This is a genomic window from Yersinia sp. Marseille-Q5920, from assembly GCF_946902935.1.
GTDB classification, from domain to species: Bacteria; Pseudomonadota; Gammaproteobacteria; order Enterobacterales; family Enterobacteriaceae; genus Yersinia; species Yersinia rochesterensis.
Map to the genome: position 1 here is coordinate 77,363 of NZ_CAMPQA010000007.1, position 25,813 is coordinate 103,175.

Here is a 25,813-nt window from a genome sequence, read left to right on the forward strand (position 1 = left end):
CTTGGCCTGAAGAAAACCAATCATAGAAGAATGGAGCTAAAACATGGCGTGGAATCAGCCCGGTAATAACGGACAGGACCGCGATCCGTGGGGGAGCAGCAATAATAATGGCGGCAACTCTGGCGGAAATAACAATAACAATAATAATAAAGGTGGCCGTGACCAAGGGCCGCCCGATCTGGATGATATCTTCCGGAAACTGAGCAAAAAGCTAAGTAGCCTCACAGGCAAGGGTGGCGGCAACGGCAATGGCAATAATGGCGCGACACAAGGCCCTGCTTTCAGTGGGCGTATTGTGGGTATCGCTGTGGTTGCGGTTGTGGTTATCTGGGCGGCAAGTGGTTTCTATACAATTAAAGAAGCTGAGCGCGGTGTTGTGACTCGCTTGGGTAAATTAAGCCACATTGTACAGCCAGGTTTGAACTGGAAACCGACCTTTATTGATGAAGTTACTCCGGTTAACGTCGAGTCTGTACGTGAATTGGCGGCTTCAGGTGTCATGTTGACCTCTGATGAAAACGTCGTTCGTATCGAAATGAACGTCCAGTACCGCGTAACTGACCCGGCCGCTTATCTATTTAGCGTGACAAACCCGGATGACAGTCTGCGTCAGGCCACTGACAGCGCAGTGCGTGGTGTTATTGGTAAATACACCATGGACAAAATCCTCACCGAAGGCCGTACCATCGTGCGTAGCGATACTCAGCGTGTACTGGAAGAAACTATTCGTCCATACAAAATGGGTATTACTTTGCTGGACGTTAACTTCCAGGCAGCGCGTCCGCCGGAAGAAGTTAAAGCGGCATTTGATGATGCGATTGCTGCCCGTGAAAACGAACAACAATATATTCGTGAAGCAGAAGCTTACACCAACGAAGTTCAGCCTCGTGCTAATGGTCAGGCGCAGCGTCTGTTAGAAGATGCTCGTGCATATGCCGCACGTAAAGTGCTGGAAGCGCAGGGTGAAGTTGCTGGTTTTGCTAAGTTGTTGCCTGAGTATAAGGCTGCACCGGAAATTACCCGTGAGCGTCTGTATATCGAAACCATGGAGAAAGTCCTCGGTCATACCCGCAAAGTGCTGGCGAATGACAAAGGTAATAGTCTGATGGTGCTGCCGTTGGATCAACTGCTGCGTGGACAAGGTGCTACAGAGAAAACGGATGGCAACAAAGACACCAGTCTGATTCGTTTGAATCCGCCTTCCTCTGCTAATAGCAGCCAAGAATCTGGTGCAAGTAACTCGAATACCAGTTCAACCAGTGGCTCTATCATGGATCAGCGCCGGGCGAATGCTCAGCGTGATACTTCCACTCGCGTAGGGAGAGAATAACCAATGCGTAAGTCTATTTTACTTATCGTCGTTGTGGTGTTAGTCGCACTCTACGCTTCGCTGTTTGTGGTACAAGAAGGTCAACGCGGTATTGTACTGCGCTTTGGCAAGGTATTACGTGATAGTGAGAACAAGCCGCTGGTGTACGCGCCGGGCCTGCACTTCAAAATACCATTTATCGAAACAGTGAAGACGTTGGATGCCCGTATTCAAACCATGGACAACCAGGCCGACCGTTTCGTGACCAACGAGAAAAAAGACCTGATTGTTGACTCATACCTGAAATGGCGTATCAGCGATTTCAGCCGTTACTATCTGGCCACCGGTGGTGGTGATGTATCTCAGGCTGAAGTGCTGTTGAAACGTAAATTCAGTGACCGTTTGCGTTCTGAAATCGGTCGCCTGAATGTGCGCGACATCGTAACAGATTCACGCGGTCGTCTGACTTCAGATGTTCGTGATGCGCTGAATACCGGTAGTGTGGGCGATGAAGCCGTTACTACTGAAGCGGATGATGCTATTGCCTCTGCGGCAGCCCGTGTTGAACAGGAAACCCGTGGCAAACAGCCAGCGGTTAACCCGAACAGCATGGCGGCTCTGGGGATTGAAGTGGTTGACGTGCGTATCAAGCAAATCAACTTACCGGCAGAAGTCTCTGACGCTATCTTCCAGCGTATGCGTGCTGAACGTGAAGCGGTAGCCCGTCGTCACCGTTCGCAAGGTCAGGAAGAAGCCGAGAAGTTGCGTGCAACAGCTGACTATGAAGTGACGCGTACTCTGGCAGAAGCAGAACGTCAGGCGCGTATTACGCGTGGTGGCGGTGATGCAGAAGCGGCTCGTCTGTTTGCTGACGCATTCAGTAAAGATCCAGACTTCTATGCTTTCATCCGTAGCTTGCGCGCGTATGAAAATAGCTTCAGCAGCGGCAACGATGTGATGGTTCTGAGCCCTGAAAGTGATTTCTTCCGCTACATGAAATCGCCAGATAACTCTAGCAAACGTCCATAACGACTGCCGTGACAGCCGGTTTTTGACAGCAACAGTAAGGCCCGTTCACGCGGGCCTTTTCTATTTTAGGCCGCCTTTTCCATTTGATTGAGACAGAAAATGAATTCAACCATCTTGTTAGCATTGGGTTTGGTTTTGGTGCTGGAAGGGCTTGGCCCGATGCTTTACCCCAAAACCTGGCGCAAAATGATTCAGGCAATGACTGAATTACCTGATGCCACTTTACGTCGTTTTGGCGGAGGATTAGTGGTTGCAGGCGTCGTTATCTACTACATGTTGCGTAGCCGCATGGGTGGCTAAATGTAAGCACAAAAATTGTGCAGTTATGTGTTAAAAATTACTGAAAGCAGCCGAATGAGATGTTAGAATCCTTTTTTAAGCAACCTGGTGATTTTTGAGATGGGTAAGAACGTCGTCGTACTGGGCACCCAATGGGGTGACGAAGGTAAGGGCAAGGTCGTTGACCTGCTGACTGAACGGGCTAAATATGTTGTGCGCTATCAAGGTGGTCACAACGCTGGCCATACTTTGGTTATTAACGGTGAGAAAACCGTTCTTCATTTAATTCCCTCAGGTATTCTGCGTGAAAACGTAATCAGCATCATCGGCAACGGTGTTGTACTGGCACCTGACGCTTTAATGAAAGAGATGACAGAACTTGAAGCGCGCGGTGTGCCTGTACGTGAGCGACTGTTACTCTCCGAAGCATGCCCATTAATCCTGCCTTATCATGTAGCTCTGGATAATGCGCGTGAAAAAGCACGTGGTGCAAAAGCTATTGGTACTACCGGTCGTGGTATCGGCCCTGCCTATGAAGATAAAGTTGCTCGCCGCGGTCTGCGTGTAGGCGATTTATTCAACAAAGAAACTTTCGCGATCAAACTGAAAGAAATTGTGGATTACCACAACTTCCAGTTGGTGCATTACTACAAAGAAGAAGCGGTTGACTACCAGAAAGTGCTGGATGAAGTATTGGCTATCGCCGATATTCTGACCGCAATGGTCGTTGATGTTTCTGAATTGTTGGACGGTGCCCGCAAACGTGGCGATTTCATGATGTTTGAAGGCGCACAAGGCACCTTGCTGGACATCGACCACGGTACTTATCCGTATGTGACTTCATCTAACACCACCGCAGGTGGCGTAGCGACAGGTTCTGGCCTGGGTCCACGTTATGTTGATTATGTACTGGGTATCGTTAAAGCTTATTCCACTCGTGTAGGTGCAGGTCCATTCCCGACTGAACTGAATGACGAGACCGGCGAATTCCTGCGCAAGCAAGGCAACGAATATGGTGCGACCACTGGCCGTAGCCGTCGTACCGGCTGGTTGGATATCGTTGCGGTGCGTCGTGCTGTGCAGATCAACTCCTTGTCTGGCTTCTGCATGACTAAATTGGACGTGCTGGATGGCCTGAAAGAAGTTAAGCTTTGTGTTGGCTACCGCATGCCAGATGGTCGCGAAGTGACGACCACTCCGCTGGCTGCTGAAGGTTGGGAAGGTATCGAGCCAATCTACGAAACCATGCCAGGCTGGTCAGACGTTACTTTTGGCGTGAAAGAACACAGTAAGTTGCCACAGGCAGCCCTGAACTACATCAAACGTGTAGAAGAGCTGACAGGTGTTCCGGTTGATATTATTTCTACCGGCCCAGATCGTGAAGAAACCATGATCCTGCGCGACCCATTTGATGCATGATTAGTTAGCTGATAGCTAAATAATCAGAATTCAGATTCCAATAAACCGGGCTTACGTCCGGTTTATTGTTTATACCTTTCTTACTTGATGTTGCCGTGTTGTTAGTTGCAAAGCTAAGATTTTTGGGTATGACTGTGTGCAGAAGTGACCTCGGATAAGCCGTTTTACATCAAAAGACTCGCCCTCCATCTAAAAGATTAGCCGCAAGCTTTATGGCTGGTTTATCATTCAAACTATAAGTTTCTAAATAGCACTTAGAATCGCACTTATAATCTATCCAAAACGTGTCATCTTAGATGGGTTTAAGCCGAGTAAACTGATACTCAGGGGTATACGTGCAGTTAACAAGTTTTACCGATTATGGTTTGCGGGCGCTGACTTATATGGCCTCGCTACCTGAAGGCCAAATGACCAGCATTTCTCAGGTAACTGAGGTCTATGGCGTGTCTCGCAATCATATGGTTAAAATAATCAATCAGTTGAGCCGTGTCGGGTTGGTCACTGCCGTGCGGGGGAAAAACGGCGGCATACGGTTAGGTAAACCGGCTGACCAGATTCGAATTGGTGATGTTGTTCGCCAGTTAGAACCTCTTTCTCTGGTGAATTGCAGTAGTGATTTTTGTCATATAACCCCCGCTTGCCGCCTGAAACAAGTGCTTAATCAGGCAGTACAAAGTTTCCTTAACGAGTTGGATAACTATACTTTAGCCGATATGGTTCAAGATAATGCCCCGCTCTATAAGCTATTACTTGTTGAGTAGCTTTTTGTTTAATAAAAAGATACATATACCCAAAGAACGTGGAGTTGCAGCTAAAGCCCCTGCGGCTTCAAGTAAGACGGGGATAGCAACCTGCTGCTGACAACGGAGGAACCGCAATGTCACAAGATCCATTCTTGGAACGAGAAGCAGAGAAATATGAGTCACCGATCCCTAGCCGGGAATTCATTTTGGCTCATCTCGCCAAGCGCGAAACACCCGCCAGCCGTGAAGAGCTGGCCAATGAACTTAATTTATCTGGTGAAGAACAGCTAGAGGCGCTGCGTCGCCGCCTGCGCGCAATGGAGCGTGATGGGCAATTGGTCTTCACCCGCCGTCAGTGCTATGCCTTACCTGAGCGTCTGGACTTATTGCGCGGGACAGTTATTGGCCACCGTGATGGTTTCGGCTTTTTGCGTGTTGAAGGCAGTAAAGACGATCTGTATCTCTCCGCAGAACAGATGAAAACCGCGATTCATGGTGATGTGGTCTTGGCCCAGCCGGTTGGCGCTGACCGCAAAGGCCGCCGTGAAGCACGTATCGTGCGCGTATTAGTCCCGAAAACCAGCCAGATTGTCGGCCGTTACTTTACTGATGCCGGTACCGGTTTTGTGGTGCCGGATGATGGCCGCTTGAGTTTTGATATCCTGATTCCACCTGATGCTATCTGCGGTGCGCGGATGGGCTATATGGTCGTGGTCGAGTTAACTCAGCGCCCGACTCGCCGTTCTAAAGCGGTGGGTAAGATTGTTGAAGTGCTCGGCGAGAATATGGGTACCAGCATGGCGGTAGATATCGCGCTGCGCACCCATGAAATCCCGCATACCTGGCCGCCACAAGTTGAAAAGCAAGTTGCGGATCTGAAAGAGCAAGTGCCGGAAGAAGCGAAAAAAGGGCGGGTGGATTTACGCAACCTACCTTTGGTCACTATTGATGGTGAAGATGCCCGTGACTTCGATGATGCGGTGTATTGTGAGAAAAAACGCGGTGGTGGCTGGCGCTTGTGGGTGGCGATTGCTGATGTCAGCTATTATGTACGCCCGCGCACTGCGCTGGATGATGAAGCTCGCAGCCGTGGTAACTCGGTTTACTTCCCGTCACAAGTTGTTCCGATGCTACCGGAAGTGCTGTCCAACGGCCTTTGCTCCCTGAATCCACAGGTAGACCGCCTGTGCATGGTGTGTGAGATGACCATCTCCGCCCAGGGTAAGTTATCGTCGTATAAGTTCTACGAAGCAGTGATGAGCTCCCACGCGCGTCTGACCTACACCAAAGTGTGGCGGATTATTGATGGTGAAGAGTCGCTGCGTGAACAATATAAGCCGCTGGTGCCGCATTTGTTAGAGCTGCACACCATGTACAAAGCGCTGGATCAGGCCCGTGCTGAACGCGGCGGTATTGCCTTTGAAACCGAAGAAGCCAAGTTTATCTTCAATGCCGAACGGCGCATTGAGCGGATTGAATCGACGGTGCGTAATGACGCGCATAAGTTGATTGAAGAGTGCATGATTCTGGCGAACATTGCTGCGGCGCGTTTTGTGGAAAAACACAACGAGCCGGCGCTGTTCCGGGTGCATGACCGTCCAAGTGATGACCATATCTCCGCACTGCGTAGCGTGCTGGGTGAGCTGGGCCTGACTCTTGGTGGCGGTTTAAAACCAGAGCCAAAAGATTATGCGGTGCTGATGGATGAAGTGGCGGATCGTCCGGATCATGAAATGCTGCAAACCATGTTGCTGCGCTCGATGAAACAGGCGATTTACGATCCGGAAAACCGGGGTCACTTTGGCTTGGCATTAGCGTCTTATGGGCATTTTACCTCGCCAATTCGCCGTTATCCTGATTTAGCCATGCATCGGGCTATCAAATACCAGCTCGCTAAAGAGCACGGCAATGTGAAAGAGCGCTGGACACCCACCGGTGGCTGGCACAGTGAATATGACGAGATGCTGCAATTGGGCGAACATTGCTCAATGACTGAACGCCGCGCTGATGAAGCTACCCGTAATGTGGCGGATTGGCTGAAGTGTGATTTTATGCAGGATCAGGTCGGTAAAGTCTTCACCGGGATCATTGCCAGTGTCACCGGCTTTGGTTTCTTCGTGCGCCTCGATGACTTGTTTATTGATGGTCTGGTGCATGTTTCCAGCTTGGATAATGATTACTATCGCTACGACAACATCGGCCAGCGCTTGATCGGCGAGTCTTCCGGTATGACCTATCGGCTGGGCGACACCGTAGAAATTCGCGTTGAAGCGGTACATATGGATGAGCGCAAAATTGACTTTGCACTGGTCTCCAGTACCCGTAAACCGCGCGGCGAAGGCAAAACGGCGCGTGATAAAGCCAAAAAAGCTGATGGTCAGCGCACTCTGCGCGATACCTCCACGGGGCGTGGTGGACGCGGCGCTTCATCTGGAGCACCGCGCCGTGATAGTGCACCGGCAGGAAGTGGGCAGAAACGCCCTCGTCGTGCTAAAAAACCGGCAAACTTTGAGCCGGATAGTGCTTTCCGTCCGGTAGATGCTGCCGCTAAGTTAGATGAAAAAGCATTGGCCGAGAAAAAAGCCAAAGCGAAAGCGAAAAGAGCATCAGCTAAGACTAAGAAAATTGCCGCTGCCACTAAGGCCAAGCGCGCGAAGAAAAAAACCAGCAGCGACCAATAATGGCCTGCTGATTGTCGGGCGGCCCTGGTCGCCCGAATTCATTGATATTTAATCATTTATAAAAGAGCATCATGAGCGAAATTATTTACGGCATTCATTCCGTCAAAGCCTTGTTAGACAATGATCCACAACGCTTTTTGGAAGTTTTTATTCTGAAAGGTCGTGACGATCGTCGCCTACAGCCCTTGATTGCTGAACTGGAAGCTGCCGGTTTAGTGATTCAGGTTGCCAGCCGTCAATGGCTGGATTCACAGGTTGAAGGCGGTGTCCATCAGGGGATTGTGGCGCGAGTCCGTGAAGGGCGTCAGTATCAGGAAAATGACTTGCCAGCATTACTGGAAAGTGTCGAAACGCCTTTCCTGTTGGTGCTGGATGGGGTCACTGATCCCCATAATCTGGGCGCGTGCTTGCGCAGTGCGGATGCGGCGGGTGTCCACGCGGTTATCGTGCCGCGGGATCGCTCAGCGCAGCTTAATGCTATTGCTAAGAAAGTCGCCAGTGGTGCTGCCGAAAACGTGCCATTAATTAAAGTGACAAATTTGGCGCGTACGCTGCGAGTGTTACAAGAGCACAATGTCTGGATTGTCGGGACGGCTGGCGAAGCTGACCACACGTTATATCAGAGCAAAATGACCGGCCCGATGGCGCTGGTGATGGGGGCCGAAGGTGAAGGTATGCGCCGCTTGACCCGCGAACACTGCGACGAGCTGATCAGCATCCCGATGGCGGGGAGTGTTTCCTCCCTCAATGTGTCGGTCGCTACCGGTGTGTGTTTGTTTGAAGCAGTGCGTCAGCGAACACTGAAAATCTAATATTCATTTCATCCCTGCATGTCAAAAAGGCCAACATTTTCGGATGTTGGCCTTTTGTTTGTCAGATAGGGGGATTTTTCACCACTATCAGTGATATCGAGTAGATCAATATCTGTTTGTGATAAGTCCGCCAGCAAAAAGCCACGTCTGCACCATACTTAACCCTGATTTATGAATGACGGTTTCATAATGAATATCGGAATGGAGGAAAGTATGGAGTGGCAGACTCACTTAGTTTTCAACCAACCAGAGCCATTATCGAACAGTAATTTATTTCTGTCTGATATGGCCCTGCGGGAAGCTGTGTTGCGGGAACATGCTAGCTGGGATGGGGAAAATCTTTCTCGGATTGGACTGCAACTGGGTTCGCAGGGGTCACTTGAGCTAGGGCGGCTGGCAAATGCTAATCCGCCAGAATTATTGCGCTACGATGCCGCTGGGCAGCGCTTGGATCAGGTGCGATTTCATCCGGCTTGGTATGTGTTAATGCAAGAGTTGGTCAGCCACCGGGTGCATAATTTGCCGTGGCAAGAAGATGCCCGGAGAGGCTCTTTTGTTGCCCGTGCGGCGCGCTTTATCCTGCATGCCCAGGTGGAGGCAGGGACGTTATGCCCGATAACCATGACATTTGGCGCGATCCCGCTGCTGCAACAAACACTTCCGCCACTATTCCAAAATTGGCTACCGCCACTGCTTTCAGACCGCTATGACTCTCATCAAACCGTCGGTAGCCAGAAGCGGGGTTTATTGATTGGCATGGGCATGACGGAAAAACAGGGCGGCTCTGATGTATTAAGTAACTCTACCAGAGCCGAGCCGCTGGAAGTGCGCGGCCATGGAGAAGCTTATCGACTGGTCGGGCACAAATGGTTTTTCTCGGTGCCACAAAGTGATGCGCATCTGGTGCTGGCGCAAGCTGAGGGCGGTTTATCTTGCTTCTTCCTGCCGAAAATATTGCCGGACGGCACCGATAACGCCATCCGCTTAGAGCGCTTGAAAGAGAAACTCGGCAACCGCTCGAATGCCAGCAGCGAGGTCGAATTTGATCACGCCACCGCCTGGTTATTGGGGGAGGAGGGCGACGGCATTCGCCAAATTCTAAAAATGGGCGGATATACCCGTTTTGATTGCGCGCTCGGTAGCCATGGCCTGATGAGGCGCGCTTTTTCCGTCGCGTTATATCATGCCTGGCAGCGGCAGGCTTTTGGTAAAGCACTGGTTGAGCAACCTTTGATGCGGCAAGTCTTAAGCCGCATGGCATTGCGTTTAGAGGGCCACACCGCGCTATTAATGCGCTTAGCCAGCGCATGGGAAAAAACCGGCGAAATTCATGAGCAGATATTCAGTCGATTACTGACACCGGCGGCAAAATACCGCGTCTGTGGGCTGGGCAGTGGGTTTGTTGCGGAGGCGATGGAGGTGCTCGGCGGGATTGGCTATTGCGAACAAAGTGAGTTGCCGCGGATTTATCGGGAAATGCCGGTCAATAGTATTTGGGAAGGCTCCGGCAATATTATGTGTCTTGATGTGCTGCGCACATTCCGCAAACTCCCCTCTGCGATAGACATGCTTCAGCAAGAGTTTTATCCCGTACGAGGGCAAAACCGGCTATTTGACCGCGCATGGCGGCAATTGCAGCAGCGGCTGAAAAATCCTAAGGAAGAACAAGGGCGGGCAATAACCCAGCAACTGTTTGATTTATGCTGTGCATCGCAATTACTGCGGTTTACCTCACCGCCGTTAGCCGATGCCTGGTGCCATATGACGCTCGATCATCGGGATCAATATATGTTGCCGGAAGCTGTTTGCGCGCGGTTGTTGAGCCGCGCCACCGGGATTGCGGGCTGACAATTCAATAATTTACTTATACAACAGTGCGTTGGCATACCAAATGCCCGGATAAATACTGTCAGACATCATGATAATCAAATAGTAGGGCGCGCCACTGGCATTTGCCCTGCGTTTAATTTCAGCTTCGATATCCATTGGGCTGCCAAATACTTGAGCTGAGACGGTGCCCACTTTTTGTAAATTAAGGCTCTGTGCGCGGGTAATTTCCTGAGCATAGGGCTGAGCCACAGGCGGCGGGGCCGGGGTGACGTGAAAAGCACTGCAAGCTGAAAGTCCCAGAGTGATCAGTAGGAACACCATTGCGCGTTTTATCTTCATTTTTACCTCTTTGTCAGCAGGGCCGTCACCGCCCTGCCCATTATTTCTCAAGTGTAACGCTCAAGCGCCAAGATGAGGGAATATCTTGGAAGAAATTAGTTTAAGACTTTATACCCGCCATACTTCAAACTGCATTAAGTTTTTAAGTCTATAAATCAGTTTTTCGTATTGATGCTGTGCTTGATAAATAAAGGATTCTCGCCATGATTGAGATGTCGCTGGAAAACATTAATGGGATTGAGGTCATCCATGCGGCCCCTGCGGGTAAGCGCCAGCAGCCGCTACCGACCATTTTCTTTTATCACGGTTACACCTCGTCAAAAGAGGTTTATTCCTATTTTGCTTATGCTTTCGCACAAGCAGGTTTTCGCACTATCGTGCCGGATGCGGACATGCATGGCGCGCGTTTTGAGGGTAATGAAACTCGGCGACTTTCTCATTTTTGGGAGATCCTGAAATCTAATATTGATGAGTTGCCCGCGATTAAACAACATTATCAACAGGCGGGATTGATTGAGGGAGAGCGGATTGGTGTTGCGGGGGCATCAATGGGCGGGATGACGACGTTGGGCGCGTTTGCCCGCTATCCGTGGGTCAGTGTCGCCGCCGATTTTATGGGGTCGGGTTATTTTACCTCGCTGGCGCACACGCTGTTTCCTCCCTTGGAGGACGGACGCGAGGTCAGCGCGGCAGAGTTTGAGCGCCGTCTGGCACCTTTGACAGATTATGACCTTACCCATCAGTTAGAAAAAATTGCTGATCGGCCATTATTGGTTTGGCATGGTGAAGCGGATGAGGTGGTACCGGCGGCAGAGAGTGCGCGGTTGGTTCAAGCTCTGCAAATCAGTGGGCGCGATAAGCACCTAACCTATCTCACCGAAGCAGGGATTGGGCATAAAATCACCCCAACCGCCTTGGCTGCGGGGACGCTTTTCTTTAGTAAATATCTATAAAAAACCCCCGACAAGCGGGGGGAATGGGTCTGCGGGCAATCTTTTTCTTTCTCTGTATTTCTGGGTGTTTCTCTGGTGTTGTATTTATCTATTGAATCTTAGCGATAGAGAACGGCATTAACGTGTATGGAACTGTTATCGCCAGGTTCATGCATAGCAATTATCTGATAAGAACTGGCTCCGCGTTCATCGGCTAATTGACTGATTTGCGCCGTGGCGTCATCAGGAGAAACAACATTGTGGCCCAGTGACAATGCGCCGATACTGACGCGCTGTTGCTGCATAGCTTGTTGGGCGGTTATTTCTGTGGCAGCGAAAGTGCTGGTCGATAAGACCAAGCCGAGTAGGGTTGCGATGGTGAGTGTATGTTTCATCGGTGACTCCAATATCTTATTTATATACTTTGAATAACTTTCAGTTAGCTGCGCCGCTTGTTTTGCGGTGGATGTAATTAATTTTAGTCTCTTTTGTTAATTTAAAAATACGTGATAATTGATTCACTTTGTCAAAAAAAATGAATAATATTCATGCGGAGCTAATGATTTCATTGAAAGATTTAGCGGACTAATGGATTAACATCCATAGGTTCTGTCATGAACAAAAAGTGCGGTTTTAGCAGAGTAATGGTTAGAACAAGAATAAATCCCCGGCAATCCTTGAGTTTCAATCCGCCCGCAAGTATAGTTACGCGTCATTTTTCAGCCGCACACAAACACGTTCCTTGCCTCCATGGGCCGCGGTTGACCCTATCAGGAGGCTGAATAATCCGTAAGGAGCAATAATCGATGCGTCATTACGAAATCGTTTTTATGGTCCATCCTGACCAAAGCGAACAGGTTCCGGGCATGATCGAGCGCTATAGTGCAACAATCACTAATGCTGCTGGTACGATCCACCGTCTGGAAGACTGGGGCCGCCGTCAGCTGGCTTACCCGATCAATAAACTGCACAAAGCTCACTACGTTCTGCTGAACGTTGAAGCCCCGCAGGAAGCGATCGATGAGCTGGAAACAAACTTCCGCTTCAACGACGCCGTTATCCGTAGCATGGTTATGCGCGTTAAACACGCGGTAACTGAAGCATCACCAATGGTTAAAGCGAAAGACGAACGCCGTGAGCGTCACGACTTCGCGTCAGAAGCCAATGATGATTCTGAAGCTGGGGATTCTGAAGAGTAATTGCCGTGGTGACCACTAATCGTCTGGTACTCTCTGGCACTGTGTGCAAGACACCGGTTCGAAAAGTCAGTCCTTCTGGCATTCCGCATTGTCAATTTGTGCTTGAGCACCGATCAACACAGCAGGAAGCCGGATTCAGCCGACAAACATGGTGCAGAATGCCTGTTATTGTCAGCGGACAAAAGTCACAAGCATTAACTCACAGCATAACGGTCGGCAGTCAGTTAACCGTTGAAGGCTTCATTAGCTGCCATCAAGGTCGCAATGGGCTGAACAAATTGGTTCTGCATGCCGAGCAGATTGAATTTATAGATTCTGGAGACTAGCCAAATGGCACGTTATTTCCGTCGTCGCAAGTTCTGCCGTTTTACCGCGGAAGGCGTTGTAGAGATTGATTATAAAGATATCGCTACGCTGAAAAATTATGTCACTGAAAGTGGCAAAATTGTCCCGAGCCGTATTACCGGTACTCGCGCAAAATACCAGCGTCAGCTCGCCCGTTGTATCAAGCGCGCACGCTACCTGTCTTTGTTGCCGTACACTGATCGTCATCAGTAATCGGCCACTGTCCATTAACGACTTTGAGAGGATAAGGTAATGCAAGTTATTCTGCTTGATAAAGTAGCAAACCTGGGCAGCCTGGGTGACCAAGTGAATGTTAAAGCGGGCTACGCTCGTAACTTCCTGGTTCCACAAGGTAAAGCTGTTCCGGCAACTAAGAAAAACGTAGAGTTCTTTGAAGCACGCCGTGCAGAATTGGAAGCCAAATTGGCTGGCGTTCTGGCTGCTGCTGAAGCTCGCGCTGCTAAAATTAACGAACTGGTTAGCGTTACTATCGCTTCTAAATCTGGCGATGAAGGCAAACTGTTCGGCTCTATCGGTACTCGCGACATCGCAGACGCTGTAACTGCAGCTGGCGTTGAAGTGGCCAAGAGCGAAGTTCGTTTGCCGAATGGCGTTCTGCGTACCACTGGTGAGCATGAAGTTCACTTCCAGGTACACAGCGACGTATTCGCTAAACTGAACGTGATTGTGGTTGCAGAAGCGTAAGTTACGCTGCTGTTAACCTGCTAAAACGCCAGCCTTGTGCTGGCGTTTTGCTTTCTGGCGGTGCTTTGTTTTCTGACAGTGTCTGGCTTTCTGGTAAAGAGTAAATGGCCGTTAGGATGCTGATTCCGATGGCAAAATATCAAACTGACACTCCTCAGCCGCCACTTTTGAACAGTGGTAAATTTCAAGAAAAGCCGTCTGCTGATATTGCCAATGAGGCTTGCCACTGATGGAGACCGGCCAGGTTTTATTCCCGTAATACATATCTAACTGCCAACCCTCGGCCTGCAAGTTATAAATACACTTTTGAAATATCCCCTGATGGACGCTGTTTCCCTCCTCATTTTCACTATTGAGAATTAAAAGTGCCTCACTGAAATCTTTAATCGCGGTTTTGTTTTGCGGTATAGACCCTTGCAAGGAGCCTGTCCATTGCTCGTCACCGTCGGCTTCGGCGGAATAAAATAACCCTATTTGTTGGATAGTATTAATCGCCGGACAGTGCTGAGCCACTGCGCTAAATGGGGCGTAAAGTAGCCATAAAACAGGCAATTTATATTTCATAATCACTCCCTTGTAAGTATGGGTATTCGCTGGTGTTATGAATGGTGTGGACCATCCATAAACAACCTACTGCGGGAGCGGCGGGATAACATTATCAAAGAAAATAAGGCGGTAAACAGAAGTGGTTCTGGGCGGCTGGGGTTAACGTTCGCGACGATAACTGCCATCATTTTGCCGGGTAAATAGCGCTTCCGTACTATTGGTAGATTCAATGGCTTTGGTAGATTCAATGGCTTTGGTAGATTCAATGGCTTTGGTAGATTCAATGGCTTTGGTAGATTCAATGGCCAGCGCCGCCACCACGCCTTCTGCATCCAGCATGATTTTAACTTCTTGTCCGGCTTTGAGGTTACTGAGCGGTTTATCATTCCCTTCAACTTGCGCCATCGCAAAAACTTCATTCACCGGCAAGTTATTATCGCGGAACAACTGCGCCAGTGTTTTTCCTGATTGAATTTGATAACTCTGCCAGTTCCCTTGTAACGGCGGTATCTGTGGAGACGCCACCGTTGGAGGTGGCGGAGCATCAAGATTACCTTGTAATTGGGCCTGTAGTGGCACGTCAGTGGACGGCGCACTCACCGGGAAGGTGTTATTGGTATTATCACGGGAAGCCGGCCACAGCAGTGCCAGCAGTAATACCGTGGTCGCAATAATGACCCAGCGGCGGTGAAAGAGAGGCAACGGCTCCATCCACTCAAAACTGTCCGGTAAATGCCAGATTTTCAGTAACAGCCCTTTAATCCCTTTTTCCTGTGCAACTGCTGCGGCAGTTTGCGGGGACACATTATTTTCAGTCGAGGCGATATCCTCAGCAGGAGAAATGTGTTCAGACACACTGACTTCTGACATCAGATTTTGATCATCAGCATTTTTAGTCTCCGGCAATACCTTCTGCCGGATACTCAGCCAGGCGTGTAGCAATGGCTGATAAACTCGAGTGTTTTTCCTTCTCCTGGGCGCGATTCTGCCCATGGTGACCTCTCTTCAACAACATAAATAACAAAAGGGCAATTTACCCATAGGCTTCTAAGTATAACCTTTCTTGCTTGAAGCATGACGGGTATAAACGGGGATATTCCCCATTAGCTTGCTACCATTGTTTCTTTTTCTACGATAAAAGTCATCATTCACGAAGCAAGATTTTACCGCGCTCCCCTGCTGCTGTTATGCTGGCGGCTTCGACATGATTAGTGACTAAAGGAAAATCCATGACAATCCCTTCTTTTGATAGCGTTGAAGCGCAAGCGAGCTACGGAATTGGTTTACAAATCGGGCAGCAATTGCAAGAGTCCGGGCTGGAAGGTTTATTGCCAGAAGCATTGTTGGCAGGTTTGCGTGACGCGATGGAAGGGAATACACCGACTGTCCCTGTTGATGTAATACATCGCGCATTGCAAGAAGTGCATGAAAAAGCTGATAAAGTTCGCGTTGAACGCCAACAGGCTTTGGTAGAAGAAGGGAAAACATTCCTGGAAGAAAATGCCAAGCGTGATGATGTCACCACCACCGAGTCCGGCTTACAATTCTCTGTATTACAGGCGGGTGATGGCCCAATTCCATCTCGCCAAGACCGTGTACGTGTGCACTATACTGGTCGCCTGGTTGATGGCACGGTATTTGATAGCTCAGTTGAGCGCGGCCAACCAGCCGAGTTCCCAGTCAGCGGCGTTATTCCCGGCTGGATTGAAGCTCTGTCCATGATGCCAGTTGGGTCTAAGTGGAAGCTGTATATCCCACATAACCTGGCCTATGGCGAGCGTGGTGCTGGTGCGACTATCCCACCATTCAGCGCATTGATGTTTGAAGTGGAACTGCTGGAAATTCTGTAAGTTAGACAGAGAATGGCATGAGAAAGGGCGACATGATGTCGCCCTTTTTGCGTTTATTGAACGGGTCTGTAATCTACAGTGAGGTTATTCGCCATCCAGTGCGCGGGGAAACAGCAAATTATTTTCCAGATGAATATGTTCCATCAGGTCAGTTATGAATTCATTGATACCGGTATAAAGCGCCCGCCAGGTGTTACAGGCACCCTCTGGTGGCGTCATATTTTGTGTCAGTTGTTTAACCACTTCTAACTGTTGTCCTACCGCATCATGCTCAGCTTCCATGACAAATATTGGCCCACCGGCTTGTGACCCCATACCGCGTTTGATCATCGGGAACAGAATTTGCTCCTCTTTGTACATATGCTGGGTAAGTTCTTCTAAAATAGCGCTAAGTTCGGCCGCCACCCCCCGAGGACATGCTGGTTTTTCGCCATGAACGCGCTCAACCTTTTCAGCCATTAGAATCAATTCTGGCAGTTGCTCGCGATGGCGGTTGTGATAGCGGCTGATAATAAAATCAATGATGTTTGCCAGCGGTTGTTGCTGCCAATCTTCAGATGATTGTAGCTCGGTTTGCAAGGCGCTCAACTGCGCCTCTAGCGCGTCAATATCCAGATTTAGCTTAGTGGCTGCTCGTAACAGTGTTTGCTTGCCACCACAGCAGAAATCCAACTGATGCTGACGAAATAATTTTGTTGCCCGTGGAATGGCGATAGCCAAAGCACCCAGAGACTGATTGCGGTAATCCATGATGACACCTCATTGAGTAATTAAATATCTATAACATGCATAATAAATACATGTTATGGTTCGCGATATAGCTCTAAAGAGGTAAGCGAGCTAGCAACAGCGCTCCGTAAAGCGCTGTTGCTAGCAGTTATTTCTTCTGTAAATCAATTTGATACACTTCAAAACCAATCTCGTCCGTCCCCATTGCTTTCATTGGGTATTGTGCTTTTTGCTGAATAAATTCAGCGGCTTTGGCACTTGGCGAGGTTTCAAAGCGGATATCCAGCGGATGCTGACTCTCAAGAGTCGCCAGACGCCAGTTGTTATCTGCTTGCGGGGTCACTTGCCCCTGTTTTTTGGTTTCCGCACTGATATAAGCTGATAGAACCGCGCGGTTTTCATCCGGTGAGGCGAACGCGATATGACTATCACCGGTACCGGAAAACTTACCGCTATAGGCGCGATAATTGTTGGTCGCAATCAGGAAAGTCGCTTTTGGATCAATGGGTTTGCCGTTGAAAGTCAGATTTTTGATGCGCTCGGCTTTGTCATTAATCAGCGCACACTCGCCGTCATAGCGGGCAGGTTGGCTGACATCAATTTCATAGTTAACTCCGTCGATAACATCGAAATTATAAGTGCGGAAACCGTCCCAATTAATCAGCGATTGCGGCTTGCTGCTGTTGACATCAATTTGATTAAATTGCGCGGCAGAGCACTCCAGCCACTGCTTGACGTCCGCGCCACTGGCTTTGACCACCACTAAGGTGTTCGGGTAAAGGTACAAATCGGCGGCATTGCGGAAAGTCAGTTCGCCTTTTTCCACTTCGACAAAACTGGCTGGGTCATTCTTACGGCCACCGGCTTTAAAGGGGGCGGCGGCAGAAAGCACCGGTAAATCAGCTAAATCAGGATCGCCCTGAATAAAGTGTTCGGTATAGGCGCGTTGGGCATTATTGACAATTTGTACTGTCGGATCGTCTTGGATCAGTGACAAATAGCTGTACATATTATCCGAGGCTGTGCCAATCGGCTGGCTGACAAAATCGCGGGTGCCTTGGTGATCGGCAGCTAACACCTTGACCAGGTTTGTATTTTCGGCGGCTAATGATTTTTGTGTGGCTTTATCAAAGATAGGGCGAGCTTCGGCTTTGGCTTGAGTCACTTGCCATTGGCCTTGGTCATTATTCAACACAAAATCAACCACGCCAAGATGGTCACCCCACTGACCGGGCATCACTGCCGGAATACCGTTGAGTGTCCCTTGCGCGATATCCGCCCCTTTGATAGCGGCAAAATCTTTGCTTGGGAAGACAGCATGGGCATGACCAAACATAATGGCATCAATTCCCGGCACCTGGCTGAGGTAATAAACCGAGTTTTCCGCCATGGTTTTATAGGGGTCACTGGAGAGGCCGGAGTGGGGGATGGCGACCACTAAATCGGCACCTTGCTGGCGCATTTCCGGCACCCACTTTTTGGCGGTTTCGGTGATGTCATCGACGGTGACTTTGCCGGTGAGATTGGCTTTATCCCATATCATCACTTGCGGGGGCACGAAGCCAATATAGCCGATACGCAGATTATGGCTTTTCCCGTCGCGATCTTTGACCGGGGTGTCGACAATTAAATAGGGCTGAAACAGCGGTTTACCGGTTTTGACATCAATGACGTTGGCATTCACATAGGGGAATTTGGCCCCCGCCAGTGATTTTTTTAGGTAATCCAGACCATAATTAAATTCATGGTTGCCGATGTTACCCACGGTATAGTCCAGTGTATTCATCGCCTTATAAACAGGGTGAATCTCACCGGCCTTTAGCCCTTTGGCGGCCATATAATCGCCCAGAGGGCTGCCCTGAATGAGATCGCCATTATCCACCAGCACACTGTTAGTGGCTTGTTGGCGAGCGGCTTCAATAAGGCTCGCGGTGCGAACCAGACCAAATTTCTCGGTAGGTTTATCTTTGTAGTAATCAAAATCCATCATATTGCTGTGCAGGTCGGTGGTTTCCAGTACTCGCAAATCAACAGTAGCGGCTTGCGCGGTTGAGGTTGCGACAGCAATCAGGCTGGCAAGGAGGGATAACGTCAGTGGACGTTTAAACATGGCTTTCTCCATTGTGTCTTTTCCATTAACAAAACAATTCGACCTGTATCGCAAAAGAATATGTAAATTTAATAGGTCGTCATAGCAAAGTGTGAAGTTTGGCAGAAAATGGTTTCGGATAACGCCGAGATGCTCACAGTTGCAGCAGGTTAATTCCCCTGATCTCATTGGGCCTTATCCTGCAAAGGTGGCTATTTGGCTGGAAAATTATTAGTCTGCCAAAGGGGTGCTCGGCTTTGTCATGATTAATTTTTATTTTAGTTTTACGTTCTAAAATGAATATAGAGTGAGACCTTACAGGAACCCTTATTGATTTAAGCATCACTATCAATATTCGACATGACTCATAATACCAAGGGGTGGATGATGTTAGAGCAAATTTGCCAACTGGCCCGCGAGGCAGGCGTGGCGATTATGGCGGTCTATCAGGGCGAGAAGCCCCTGGATGTGGCCCACAAAAAGGATGATTCTCCCGTCACGGCGGCGGATCTAGCGGCTCACCAGATTATCAAAGCCGGGTTAGCGGCATTGACCCCCGATATCCCGCTGTTATCGGAAGAAGATCCCCCGACTTGGGCGGTGCGGCAGCACTGGCAGCGCTATTGGTTAGTTGACCCACTGGATGGTACCAAGGAATTCCTAAACCGTAATGGCGAGTTTACCGTCAATATCGCCTTGATTGACCAAGGGGTGCCGGTGCTGGGAGTAGTCTACGCCCCGGTGACCGAGGTGATGTACAGCGCGGAAAACGGTCAGGCGTGGAAAGAAGAGTGTGGTCGGCGCATGCAGATTGAGGTGCGCGATGCCGTCCCGCCGCTGGTGGTGGTCAGCCGCTCCCACAGTGATGCCGAACTGGAAGATTATTTGGCACAATTGGGCGAGCATCAGACGGTATCTGTCGGCTCATCACTCAAGTTTTGTTTGGTAGCCGAAGGAAAAGCACAATTATACCCCCGCTTCGGGCCAACGAATATATGGGATACTGCGGCCGGACATGTTGTTGCTATGGCCGCTGGGGCACAGGTTCACGATTGGCAGGGTAAACCACTGTCTTATACCCCCCGTGAATCTTTCCTGAACCCCGGCTTTCGGGTGTCTTTATTCTAGTTCTCTTGTTTTACGAGCTGGTGCAGTTGGTCGATGACCTGCTGCACTTCGGTGGGGGGCAGCGCGCCGTCTTTGAAAAATTTAACATTTCCTTGCTGATCCAGTACCACAATAGCCGAGCCTTTCTCTGCTAAACCCCAAGCCTTTTTGACATTCCCGGTGCTGTCGACTACAAACTGCGACCAGGGGAATTCCCGCTTATTGGTTTCGATGCTATTACGCACAAACACCGCGGTACCGAAGATAGCGTCATCGGTATTGACGATTGTCGTCGTTTGGTAATGTTCGTGTGGCAGATTAGCGTGCTTGATAGCTTCCACTAACGGCGCATTCAGTTCTTTTGCTGATGTGCGGCCTGCAATATGCTGGACAACTCGCACTTTTCCGGGCAATTGCGCGCTATTCCAGTTTTTATAGCTAAACTGATCAGTAGCCTTATCGTAATTTAATTCGCCTTTATCGCTGACACCCACCGGCGGAACCCGCTGGCCAACTTGGATGGTGAGCGCGCTAGCCATAAAGGGGGTTAACAGCAGCGACAGTATAAGCAGGCTATTTTTTATCATGGGATGTCCTTTGGGATCTTATGGCTATTATGAATCATGTCGGTGCTTATTCCTGTAAACAGGCAAGCTACCCAATAATAGGTGCAGATCAGAGGTCTGTCCTGTTTGTCTAAAATAATTATTTCTGACAGTAACTAGATGGTTATTCTGTTACAAACTCTCACTTTCTCTCAATAACACTGTAATATTGTGTAAGTCCAGCATTAATGACTGGTTTTGCGGGAACTTAACACGATACTCTAGGTCTATTACTCTGCAATTATCTTACGCTACCTGCTCACTTGGTCGCTAAGGCGCCAAAGGGTGCGTATCAGTGCTATGGGAGGAAAGTAAAACAATGAGGATCTTCCAACGTTACAATCCGGCAAAAATCGCGATGTATGTCAAAACACTGTTTCGTGGCCGGTTGTATATCAAGGATATGGGGGCTTTTGAGTTTGATAAGGGCAAAATTTTAATCCCGAAAGTTAGGGATAAACGCCATTTTGAGGTGATGTCGGAAGTTAACCGGCAAGTGATGCGCCTACAAACAGATACCCTTCTTTCTTGAAGTCACAGCGTTGTTAGCGGCACTCACTCACCCGAATCACTTACTTGGGTAAGCTCATCGGGGTTTATTCGCTTGCTGCCTAGCTGTAGCTCCAATAACTTTGGGTATGACATCAGTCCGTACAGAATTAATTGCGGCCCCTAATTAGGGGCCGCTAATGTTTTCAGGAATCACGATTTTGGTTAGTTGGCCGGCTATGCATCGCTGCTTTCATGTGGCGCTTTTGGCAATATGGGGGTCGGCTGGTCACTGAATCTGGTCACTAACAACTGGTCGATTTTGTAGCTATCAATGTCCACCACTTCAAACTTGTAACCGGCATACTTGACGAAATCGGTGCGCTTGGGAATTTTGCGCAGCATATACATCATAAAGCCGCCGATGGTTTCATAATTGCCGGATTGCGGGAATTCATCAATATGCAGAACGCGCATGACATCTTCAATTGGGGTGCCGCCCTCAATCAGCCACGAGTTTTCATCACGGGCCACAATCTGTTCTTCTTGCCCTTGGCCGACTAAATCGCCCATCAGCGTGGTCATTACGTCATTCAGAGTAATTATCCCTACGACCAAAGCATATTCGTTGAGAATAACTGCGAAGTCTTCACCCGCCGTTTTAAAGCTTTCCAGGGCTTCAGAGAGTGTCAGTGTGTCCGGCACAATCAACGCCGAGCGGATTTGCACCCCACTGCTGAGTACCAAGCTTTGGTTGCCCAATACCCGGTTCAGTAAGTCTTTAGAGTCAACATAACCTACCACTTGATCAATATGACCATCACAGACCAAAAATTTTGAATGCGGATGGGTCGAAATCTTTTCTTTGATGCTGTCTTCACTTTCCCGCAGATCAAAATAAATCACACTTTCGCGGGATGTCATGGAAGAGGGGACGGTGCGAGATTCCAGCTCAAAGACGTTTTCAATCAGCTCGTGCTCTTGTTTGCGTAATACCCCCGCCAATGCACCAGCCTCTACCACGGCGTAGATATCATCCGATGTGATGTCATCATTGCGAACCATTGGCAGCTTGAATAGGCGGAAGATCAGATTCGCCATCCCATTGAAGAACCAAACTAATGGGCGACAAATCATTATGCAGAAGCGCATCGGGTTGACGATACGAACGGCAACCGCTTCAGGTGAAATCATACCGATGCGCTTCGGGGTTAAATCTGCAAACAAGATAAATAAGCTGGTCACCAGCACAAATGAGCAGATAAAGCTGACTTGATCAGCCAGCTCCGGCGACATAACGCGTTCGAATATCACTTTGAAAGAAGGGGAGAATGCGGCATCACCGACAATACCGCCGAGGATAGCAACGGCATTCAGCCCAATCTGCACCACGGTGAAGAAAATCCCCGGAGTCTCTTGTAATTTAAGTACCCGTAAGGCGTTGATATCGCCTTCATCTGCCAGAAGTTTTAATTTAATTTTTCGCGATGCTGCCAGTGAAATCTCGGATAACGAGAAAAAGGCACTCACTGCGATTAAAAATAGAATCAGTAAAATACTGTTTAACATAATCTGTCCGTGTCGTACCGACGATAGCGCCGGCGCTCGTAAGGAAGGGCCATACTGTTTTATTGGGTTAATTCAATGAGTTCAATGTTGAATTCAAGATGACGGCAGAAAGCCGCTATCGGGCTGAGTAAACAGCCTGAAGTAGTATAACCCGTCTTACTTTAAGTTGCAGCGGTGTTAGCTACGTTCGTTACTCGGCCCGTCCATGGGCCTCGCCTCTGCGAGGCCGCTGCAAGCAGCGTTCAAATCGGTTCCTGACCGATTTGTCACCCGAATCACTGACCCGTGTCAGCTCATCGGGATTTATTCACTTGTTGCCTACCTGCAACGCCAAGTCATTAGGGTTAGCAGTTGCGACGAGAGCACCGCCAGCCTTACAAATTAGGTGGCATACAAACGCCAATGCCGCCCAGGCCGCAATATCCCTGCGGATTTTTGTATAAATACTGCTGATGGTCATCTTCAGCATAGTAAAACGGCAGGGCGGCAGTGATGTCACTGGTAATCATCCGGCGGTCACCGGCTTTTTCCATGGCTTGCTGGAACAGTGCTTTGCTCTCTTGCGCTTGCACTTCCTGCTCGGGTGTCAGCACGTAAATGGCTGAACGATATTGAGTTCCGACATCTCCCCCCTGGCGCATTCCTTGAGCGGGATCGTGATTTTCCCAGAAAATCTGTAATAGTTGCTTATAGCTAATCACGGCGGGGTCAAAAACAACGCGCACGACTTCGGCATGGGCGGTGTGCCCGCTGCACACTTCATGATAAGTTGGGTTTGGGGTATATCCACCACTGTAGCCCGCAGCGGTACTATAAACGCCCGGTTGCTGCCAAAATAGGCGCTCGACACCCCAGAAACAGCCCATGGCGAAGATAGCAACTTCACTATTTTCAGGTACATGCGTCATGGAGTGCCCATTAACCACATGGAGAGTTGCCACTGGCATTGGTGTCAGTCGCCCCGGTAAAGCATTTGCCACATCAATGACGGTAGTTTTATCAAAATTTTGCACCACAATAGGCTCCAATGTTTACAGTTAGTCCAAAGTTTACAGTAAATAACTAACAAGATGTTTACAGTGAATGGTTATAGACAGTTGTATCTGATTGCGAGTTTGCACACAATAAGACCCATTCCACGTTAATGTAGCGGCTTAAGGTGGAGTTTTAGGGGAAACAGGCTTTAATCGGTCTTTGTACGCGGGATAATATACTCGTCATACTTCAAGCTGCATGTGCGTTGGCTACGTTCAATCACCCGAATCACTTACAAAACAGTAAGCTCATCGGGTTTCTCTCGTTTGCCGCCTTCCTGCAACTCGAATTATTTAGAGTATAGTGCGTTTGATGCCACTTTTTTACATGCCCGTAAGATCGTTTTTTATAGGAAAGTACAATTCACTAGGAGTGCGCGTGCCACGATACCCTATTCTATGTTTTTTGTGTGTATTGCTCGCCACACCCATCGCCTATGCGGCCAATGTTCGGTTGCAGGTAGAGGGCCTTAGCGGGGATTTAGAGAGAAACGTCAGGGCGCGTTTATCCACAATTGGCACTGATGAAATCACGGCTGATGGGCGTTTTCGCTCGCGGGTGGATGAAGCCATTCGCCAAGGGCTACGGGCTTTGGGTTATTACGACCCCACCATCACTTTTGATTTACAACAGCGCCCAGCACCCGCGCGCTCCGTTTTAGTCGTCACCGTGGTTCCCGGAGAGCCAGTCTTGATTGCTGGTGTGGATATTGTGCTGCAAGGCGGGGCGAAAACAGATCCCGACTATTTGGCACTGGTGCGCCGCGATACGCCCAAAATTGGCTCGGTTCTTAATCATGGCGCTTTTGATAATTTCAAAAGTTCATTGACCGGTCTGGCATTACGCCGGGGTTATTTCGATGCCAATATGATCAAAAGCCAGTTAGGTGTTGCCGCAGAACTGCGCCAAGCTTTCTGGGATATTGATTTCGACAGCGGCGAGCGCTATCGCTTCGGTAAAGTTATCTTCCAAGGCTCACAAATCCGCGAGGATTTTCTGCAAAATTTAGTGCCATTTCATGAGGGGCAATTGTATTCCGCAGATGATCTGGCTGAACTGAACCGCCGTCTTTCTGCGACTAACTGGTTTAACTCCGTGGTCGTCTCACCCGATTTCCGCGATGCGAAAAAAACCAGAACTTTGCCGCTCGATGCAGTCGTGACGCCACGAACAGAGAATACCGTTGAGTTGGGGGGCGGTTATGCTACTGATATCGGCCCGCGTTTGACCGCCAGTTGGCGTAAACCTTGGGTGAACTCCTACGGCCACAGCCTCACCACCAGCACCACTCTCTCGGCTCCTGAGCAGACGCTGGATTTCAGCTATCGAATCCCGCTGTTAAAAAACCCGCTTGAACAATATTACCTGTTGCAGGGCGGGTTTAGACGCACGGATCTGAATGACACCGAATCAGATACCACCACCCTTAACGTCGCCCGCTTCTGGGATTTATCCAGTGGTTGGCAGCGGGCAATCAACTTGCGCTGGAGTCTGGATCACTTTACTCAGGGCAGTGTGACGGACACCACCATGCTGCTGTATCCGGGGGTGAGCATTAACCGCACCCGCCAGCGCGGTGGAGCAATGCCGGTCTGGGGTGATAGCCAGCGCTATTCCATTGATTGGTCTGATACCACTTGGGGGTCTGATGTTGATTTCGGCATCTTCCAGGCGCAAAACGTGTGGATACGCACCTTGGGTGAGAAAAACCGTTTTGTCGTGCGCGGCAATTTGGGCTGGATTGAAACCAATAACTTTGACCGCGTGCCGCCGTCATTACGCTTCTTCGCCGGTGGGGACCGCAGCATTCGCGGCTATAAATTCCGTGATGTTTCTCCGCGCGACAGTGAAGGTAAGTTAACCGGTGCCTCTAAATTAGCCACCGGCTCCCTCGAATATCAATATAACGTCACCGGCCGCTGGTGGGGGGCGGTATTCGTCGATACCGGTGAAGCGGTAAATGATATTCGCAAGAGTAATTTAAAAACCGGTGCCGGGGTCGGGGTGCGCTGGGCTTCCCCGGTTGGCCCGATTAAGCTGGATATCGCGAAACCTATTGGTGACAACGAAGCACGTGGCGTGCAATTTTATATCGGTTTGGGGCCTGAACTATGACTCAGATAAAAGAACCGACGCAGATAGAGGAACAGGTGCCGGTAGAGAAACCGATGC

The 25,813-nt window shown here is 49.4% G+C and carries 26 protein-coding genes; 17 read left to right on the forward strand and 9 right to left on the reverse strand.

Annotated elements, in window-relative coordinates; all coding sequences use genetic code 11:
- Positions 1 to 43: 43 nt before the first annotated feature.
- The 8 genes from hflK (at position 44) to OVO64_RS12000 (ending at position 10,120) form a co-directional block, all read left to right on the forward strand.
- Positions 44 to 1,330, forward strand: coding sequence for an FtsH protease activity modulator HflK (gene hflK / locus OVO64_RS11965; RefSeq protein WP_038636930.1), 1,287 nt, complete (start codon positions 44 to 46; stop codon positions 1,328 to 1,330).
- A gap of 3 nt (positions 1,331 to 1,333) precedes the next feature.
- Positions 1,334 to 2,338, forward strand: coding sequence for a protease modulator HflC (gene hflC, locus OVO64_RS11970; protein ID WP_038636928.1), 1,005 nt, complete (start codon positions 1,334 to 1,336; stop codon positions 2,336 to 2,338).
- A gap of 99 nt (positions 2,339 to 2,437) precedes the next feature.
- Positions 2,438 to 2,638, forward strand: a complete 201-nt coding sequence (locus OVO64_RS11975) for a DUF2065 family protein (RefSeq protein WP_004392478.1) — start codon at positions 2,438 to 2,440, stop codon at positions 2,636 to 2,638.
- 99 nt (positions 2,639 to 2,737) lie between these two features.
- Positions 2,738 to 4,036, forward strand: a complete 1,299-nt coding sequence (locus tag OVO64_RS11980) for an adenylosuccinate synthase (protein WP_038636925.1) — start codon at positions 2,738 to 2,740, stop codon at positions 4,034 to 4,036.
- Positions 4,037 to 4,371: 335 nt separating this feature from the next.
- The gene (gene nsrR, locus OVO64_RS11985; RefSeq protein WP_004707017.1) at positions 4,372 to 4,797 is read left to right on the forward strand and encodes a nitric oxide-sensing transcriptional repressor NsrR; all 426 of its coding nucleotides are present in this window, start codon (positions 4,372 to 4,374) and stop codon (positions 4,795 to 4,797) included.
- Between the two features lie 116 nt (positions 4,798 to 4,913).
- Positions 4,914 to 7,460: a ribonuclease R gene (rnr, locus tag OVO64_RS11990; protein WP_038636920.1), complete on the forward strand. Its 2,547-nt coding sequence runs from the start codon at positions 4,914 to 4,916 to the stop codon at positions 7,458 to 7,460.
- A 71-nt stretch (positions 7,461 to 7,531) separates the two neighbouring features.
- Positions 7,532 to 8,272, forward strand: coding sequence for a 23S rRNA (guanosine(2251)-2'-O)-methyltransferase RlmB (gene rlmB, locus OVO64_RS11995; protein WP_038636918.1), 741 nt, complete (start codon positions 7,532 to 7,534; stop codon positions 8,270 to 8,272).
- 201 nt (positions 8,273 to 8,473) lie between these two features.
- Positions 8,474 to 10,120 (forward strand): isovaleryl-CoA dehydrogenase, encoded by a 1,647-nt coding sequence (locus OVO64_RS12000; protein ID WP_038636915.1) that lies wholly within the window; start codon positions 8,474 to 8,476, stop codon positions 10,118 to 10,120.
- A gap of 12 nt (positions 10,121 to 10,132) precedes the next feature.
- Here the strand turns inward: OVO64_RS12000 and bsmA are convergent, their stop codons facing one another.
- Positions 10,133 to 10,441: a biofilm peroxide resistance protein BsmA gene (bsmA, locus tag OVO64_RS12005; protein WP_038636912.1), complete on the reverse strand. Its 309-nt coding sequence runs from the start codon at positions 10,439 to 10,441 to the stop codon at positions 10,133 to 10,135.
- Between the two features lie 203 nt (positions 10,442 to 10,644).
- On the opposite strand from bsmA, the gene yjfP reads away from it, so the two are divergent.
- Entirely contained in the window at positions 10,645 to 11,394 is a 750-nt protein-coding gene (yjfP, locus tag OVO64_RS12010) for an esterase (protein WP_038636911.1), read from the forward strand.
- A gap of 98 nt (positions 11,395 to 11,492) precedes the next feature.
- Here the strand turns inward: yjfP and OVO64_RS12015 are convergent, their stop codons facing one another.
- Positions 11,493 to 11,768: a DUF1471 domain-containing protein gene (locus tag OVO64_RS12015; protein ID WP_038636909.1), complete on the reverse strand. Its 276-nt coding sequence runs from the start codon at positions 11,766 to 11,768 to the stop codon at positions 11,493 to 11,495.
- Positions 11,769 to 12,179: 411 nt separating this feature from the next.
- Here OVO64_RS12015 and rpsF point away from each other — a divergent pair, with 411 nt between their 5' ends.
- Genes rpsF through rplI form a run of 4 tightly spaced genes read left to right on the forward strand, consistent with a single transcriptional unit; the run spans position 12,180 to position 13,622 of the window.
- Complete coding sequence (gene rpsF / locus OVO64_RS12020) at positions 12,180 to 12,572, forward strand: 30S ribosomal protein S6 (RefSeq protein ID WP_002210153.1); 393 nt, start codon at positions 12,180 to 12,182, stop codon at positions 12,570 to 12,572.
- 5 nt (positions 12,573 to 12,577) lie between these two features.
- Positions 12,578 to 12,898, forward strand: a complete 321-nt coding sequence (gene priB, locus OVO64_RS12025) for a primosomal replication protein N (protein WP_049613473.1) — start codon at positions 12,578 to 12,580, stop codon at positions 12,896 to 12,898.
- A 4-nt stretch (positions 12,899 to 12,902) separates the two neighbouring features.
- Positions 12,903 to 13,130 carry a 30S ribosomal protein S18 gene (gene rpsR / locus OVO64_RS12030; protein ID WP_004392491.1) on the forward strand — a complete coding sequence of 76 codons (228 nt, stop codon included), beginning with the start codon at positions 12,903 to 12,905 and terminating at the stop codon, positions 13,128 to 13,130.
- A gap of 39 nt (positions 13,131 to 13,169) precedes the next feature.
- On the forward strand, positions 13,170 to 13,622 hold the full coding sequence (gene rplI, locus OVO64_RS12035) for a 50S ribosomal protein L9 (RefSeq protein ID WP_038636905.1): 453 nt from the start codon (positions 13,170 to 13,172) through the stop codon (positions 13,620 to 13,622).
- Between the two features lie 111 nt (positions 13,623 to 13,733).
- Here rplI and OVO64_RS12040 read toward each other — a convergent pair whose 3' ends face one another.
- A complete protein-coding gene (locus tag OVO64_RS12040) occupies positions 13,734 to 14,186 on the reverse strand; it encodes a DUF3757 domain-containing protein (protein ID WP_038636903.1) in 453 nt (150 codons plus the stop codon).
- A gap of 141 nt (positions 14,187 to 14,327) precedes the next feature.
- Positions 14,328 to 15,161 (reverse strand): OapA family protein, encoded by an 834-nt coding sequence (locus OVO64_RS12045; protein ID WP_145509864.1) that lies wholly within the window; start codon positions 15,159 to 15,161, stop codon positions 14,328 to 14,330.
- 236 nt (positions 15,162 to 15,397) lie between these two features.
- Between OVO64_RS12045 and OVO64_RS12050 the strand changes: the two genes are divergently transcribed.
- The gene (locus OVO64_RS12050; RefSeq protein ID WP_038636897.1) at positions 15,398 to 16,018 is read left to right on the forward strand and encodes a peptidylprolyl isomerase; all 621 of its coding nucleotides are present in this window, start codon (positions 15,398 to 15,400) and stop codon (positions 16,016 to 16,018) included.
- Positions 16,019 to 16,102: 84 nt separating this feature from the next.
- On the opposite strand, the gene ytfE is transcribed toward OVO64_RS12050, so the two are convergent.
- Positions 16,103 to 16,768 carry an iron-sulfur cluster repair protein YtfE gene (gene ytfE, locus OVO64_RS12055; protein ID WP_038636891.1) on the reverse strand — a complete coding sequence of 222 codons (666 nt, stop codon included), beginning with the start codon at positions 16,766 to 16,768 and terminating at the stop codon, positions 16,103 to 16,105.
- A 127-nt stretch (positions 16,769 to 16,895) separates the two neighbouring features.
- Positions 16,896 to 18,869 (reverse strand): bifunctional 2',3'-cyclic-nucleotide 2'-phosphodiesterase/3'-nucleotidase, encoded by a 1,974-nt coding sequence (locus OVO64_RS12060; RefSeq protein WP_038636888.1) that lies wholly within the window; start codon positions 18,867 to 18,869, stop codon positions 16,896 to 16,898.
- Positions 18,870 to 19,223: 354 nt separating this feature from the next.
- On the opposite strand from OVO64_RS12060, the gene cysQ reads away from it, so the two are divergent.
- Positions 19,224 to 19,964: a 3'(2'),5'-bisphosphate nucleotidase CysQ gene (cysQ, locus tag OVO64_RS12065; protein ID WP_038636884.1), complete on the forward strand. Its 741-nt coding sequence runs from the start codon at positions 19,224 to 19,226 to the stop codon at positions 19,962 to 19,964.
- On the opposite strand, the gene OVO64_RS12070 is transcribed toward cysQ, so the two are convergent.
- Positions 19,961 to 20,530, reverse strand: coding sequence for a YtfJ family protein (locus OVO64_RS12070; protein ID WP_038636882.1), 570 nt, complete (start codon positions 20,528 to 20,530; stop codon positions 19,961 to 19,963). The two genes, cysQ and OVO64_RS12070, sit on opposite strands and share 4 nt — an antisense overlap.
- A 337-nt stretch (positions 20,531 to 20,867) precedes the next feature.
- On the opposite strand from OVO64_RS12070, the gene OVO64_RS12075 reads away from it, so the two are divergent.
- On the forward strand, positions 20,868 to 21,080 hold the full coding sequence (locus OVO64_RS12075; RefSeq protein ID WP_005175427.1) for a DUF1107 domain-containing protein: 213 nt from the start codon (positions 20,868 to 20,870) through the stop codon (positions 21,078 to 21,080).
- Positions 21,081 to 21,274: 194 nt separating this feature from the next.
- Here the strand turns inward: OVO64_RS12075 and OVO64_RS12080 are convergent, their stop codons facing one another.
- Positions 21,275 to 22,606 (reverse strand): hemolysin family protein, encoded by a 1,332-nt coding sequence (locus tag OVO64_RS12080; protein ID WP_038636876.1) that lies wholly within the window; start codon positions 22,604 to 22,606, stop codon positions 21,275 to 21,277.
- Positions 22,607 to 22,980: 374 nt separating this feature from the next.
- On the reverse strand, positions 22,981 to 23,619 hold the full coding sequence (gene msrA, locus OVO64_RS12085) for a peptide-methionine (S)-S-oxide reductase MsrA (protein WP_072103611.1): 639 nt from the start codon (positions 23,617 to 23,619) through the stop codon (positions 22,981 to 22,983).
- Positions 23,620 to 24,019: 400 nt separating this feature from the next.
- On the opposite strand from msrA, the gene tamA reads away from it, so the two are divergent.
- Positions 24,020 to 25,756, forward strand: a complete 1,737-nt coding sequence (gene tamA, locus OVO64_RS12090) for an autotransporter assembly complex protein TamA (protein WP_038636870.1) — start codon at positions 24,020 to 24,022, stop codon at positions 25,754 to 25,756.
- The last annotated feature ends 57 nt before the right edge of the window (positions 25,757 to 25,813 follow it).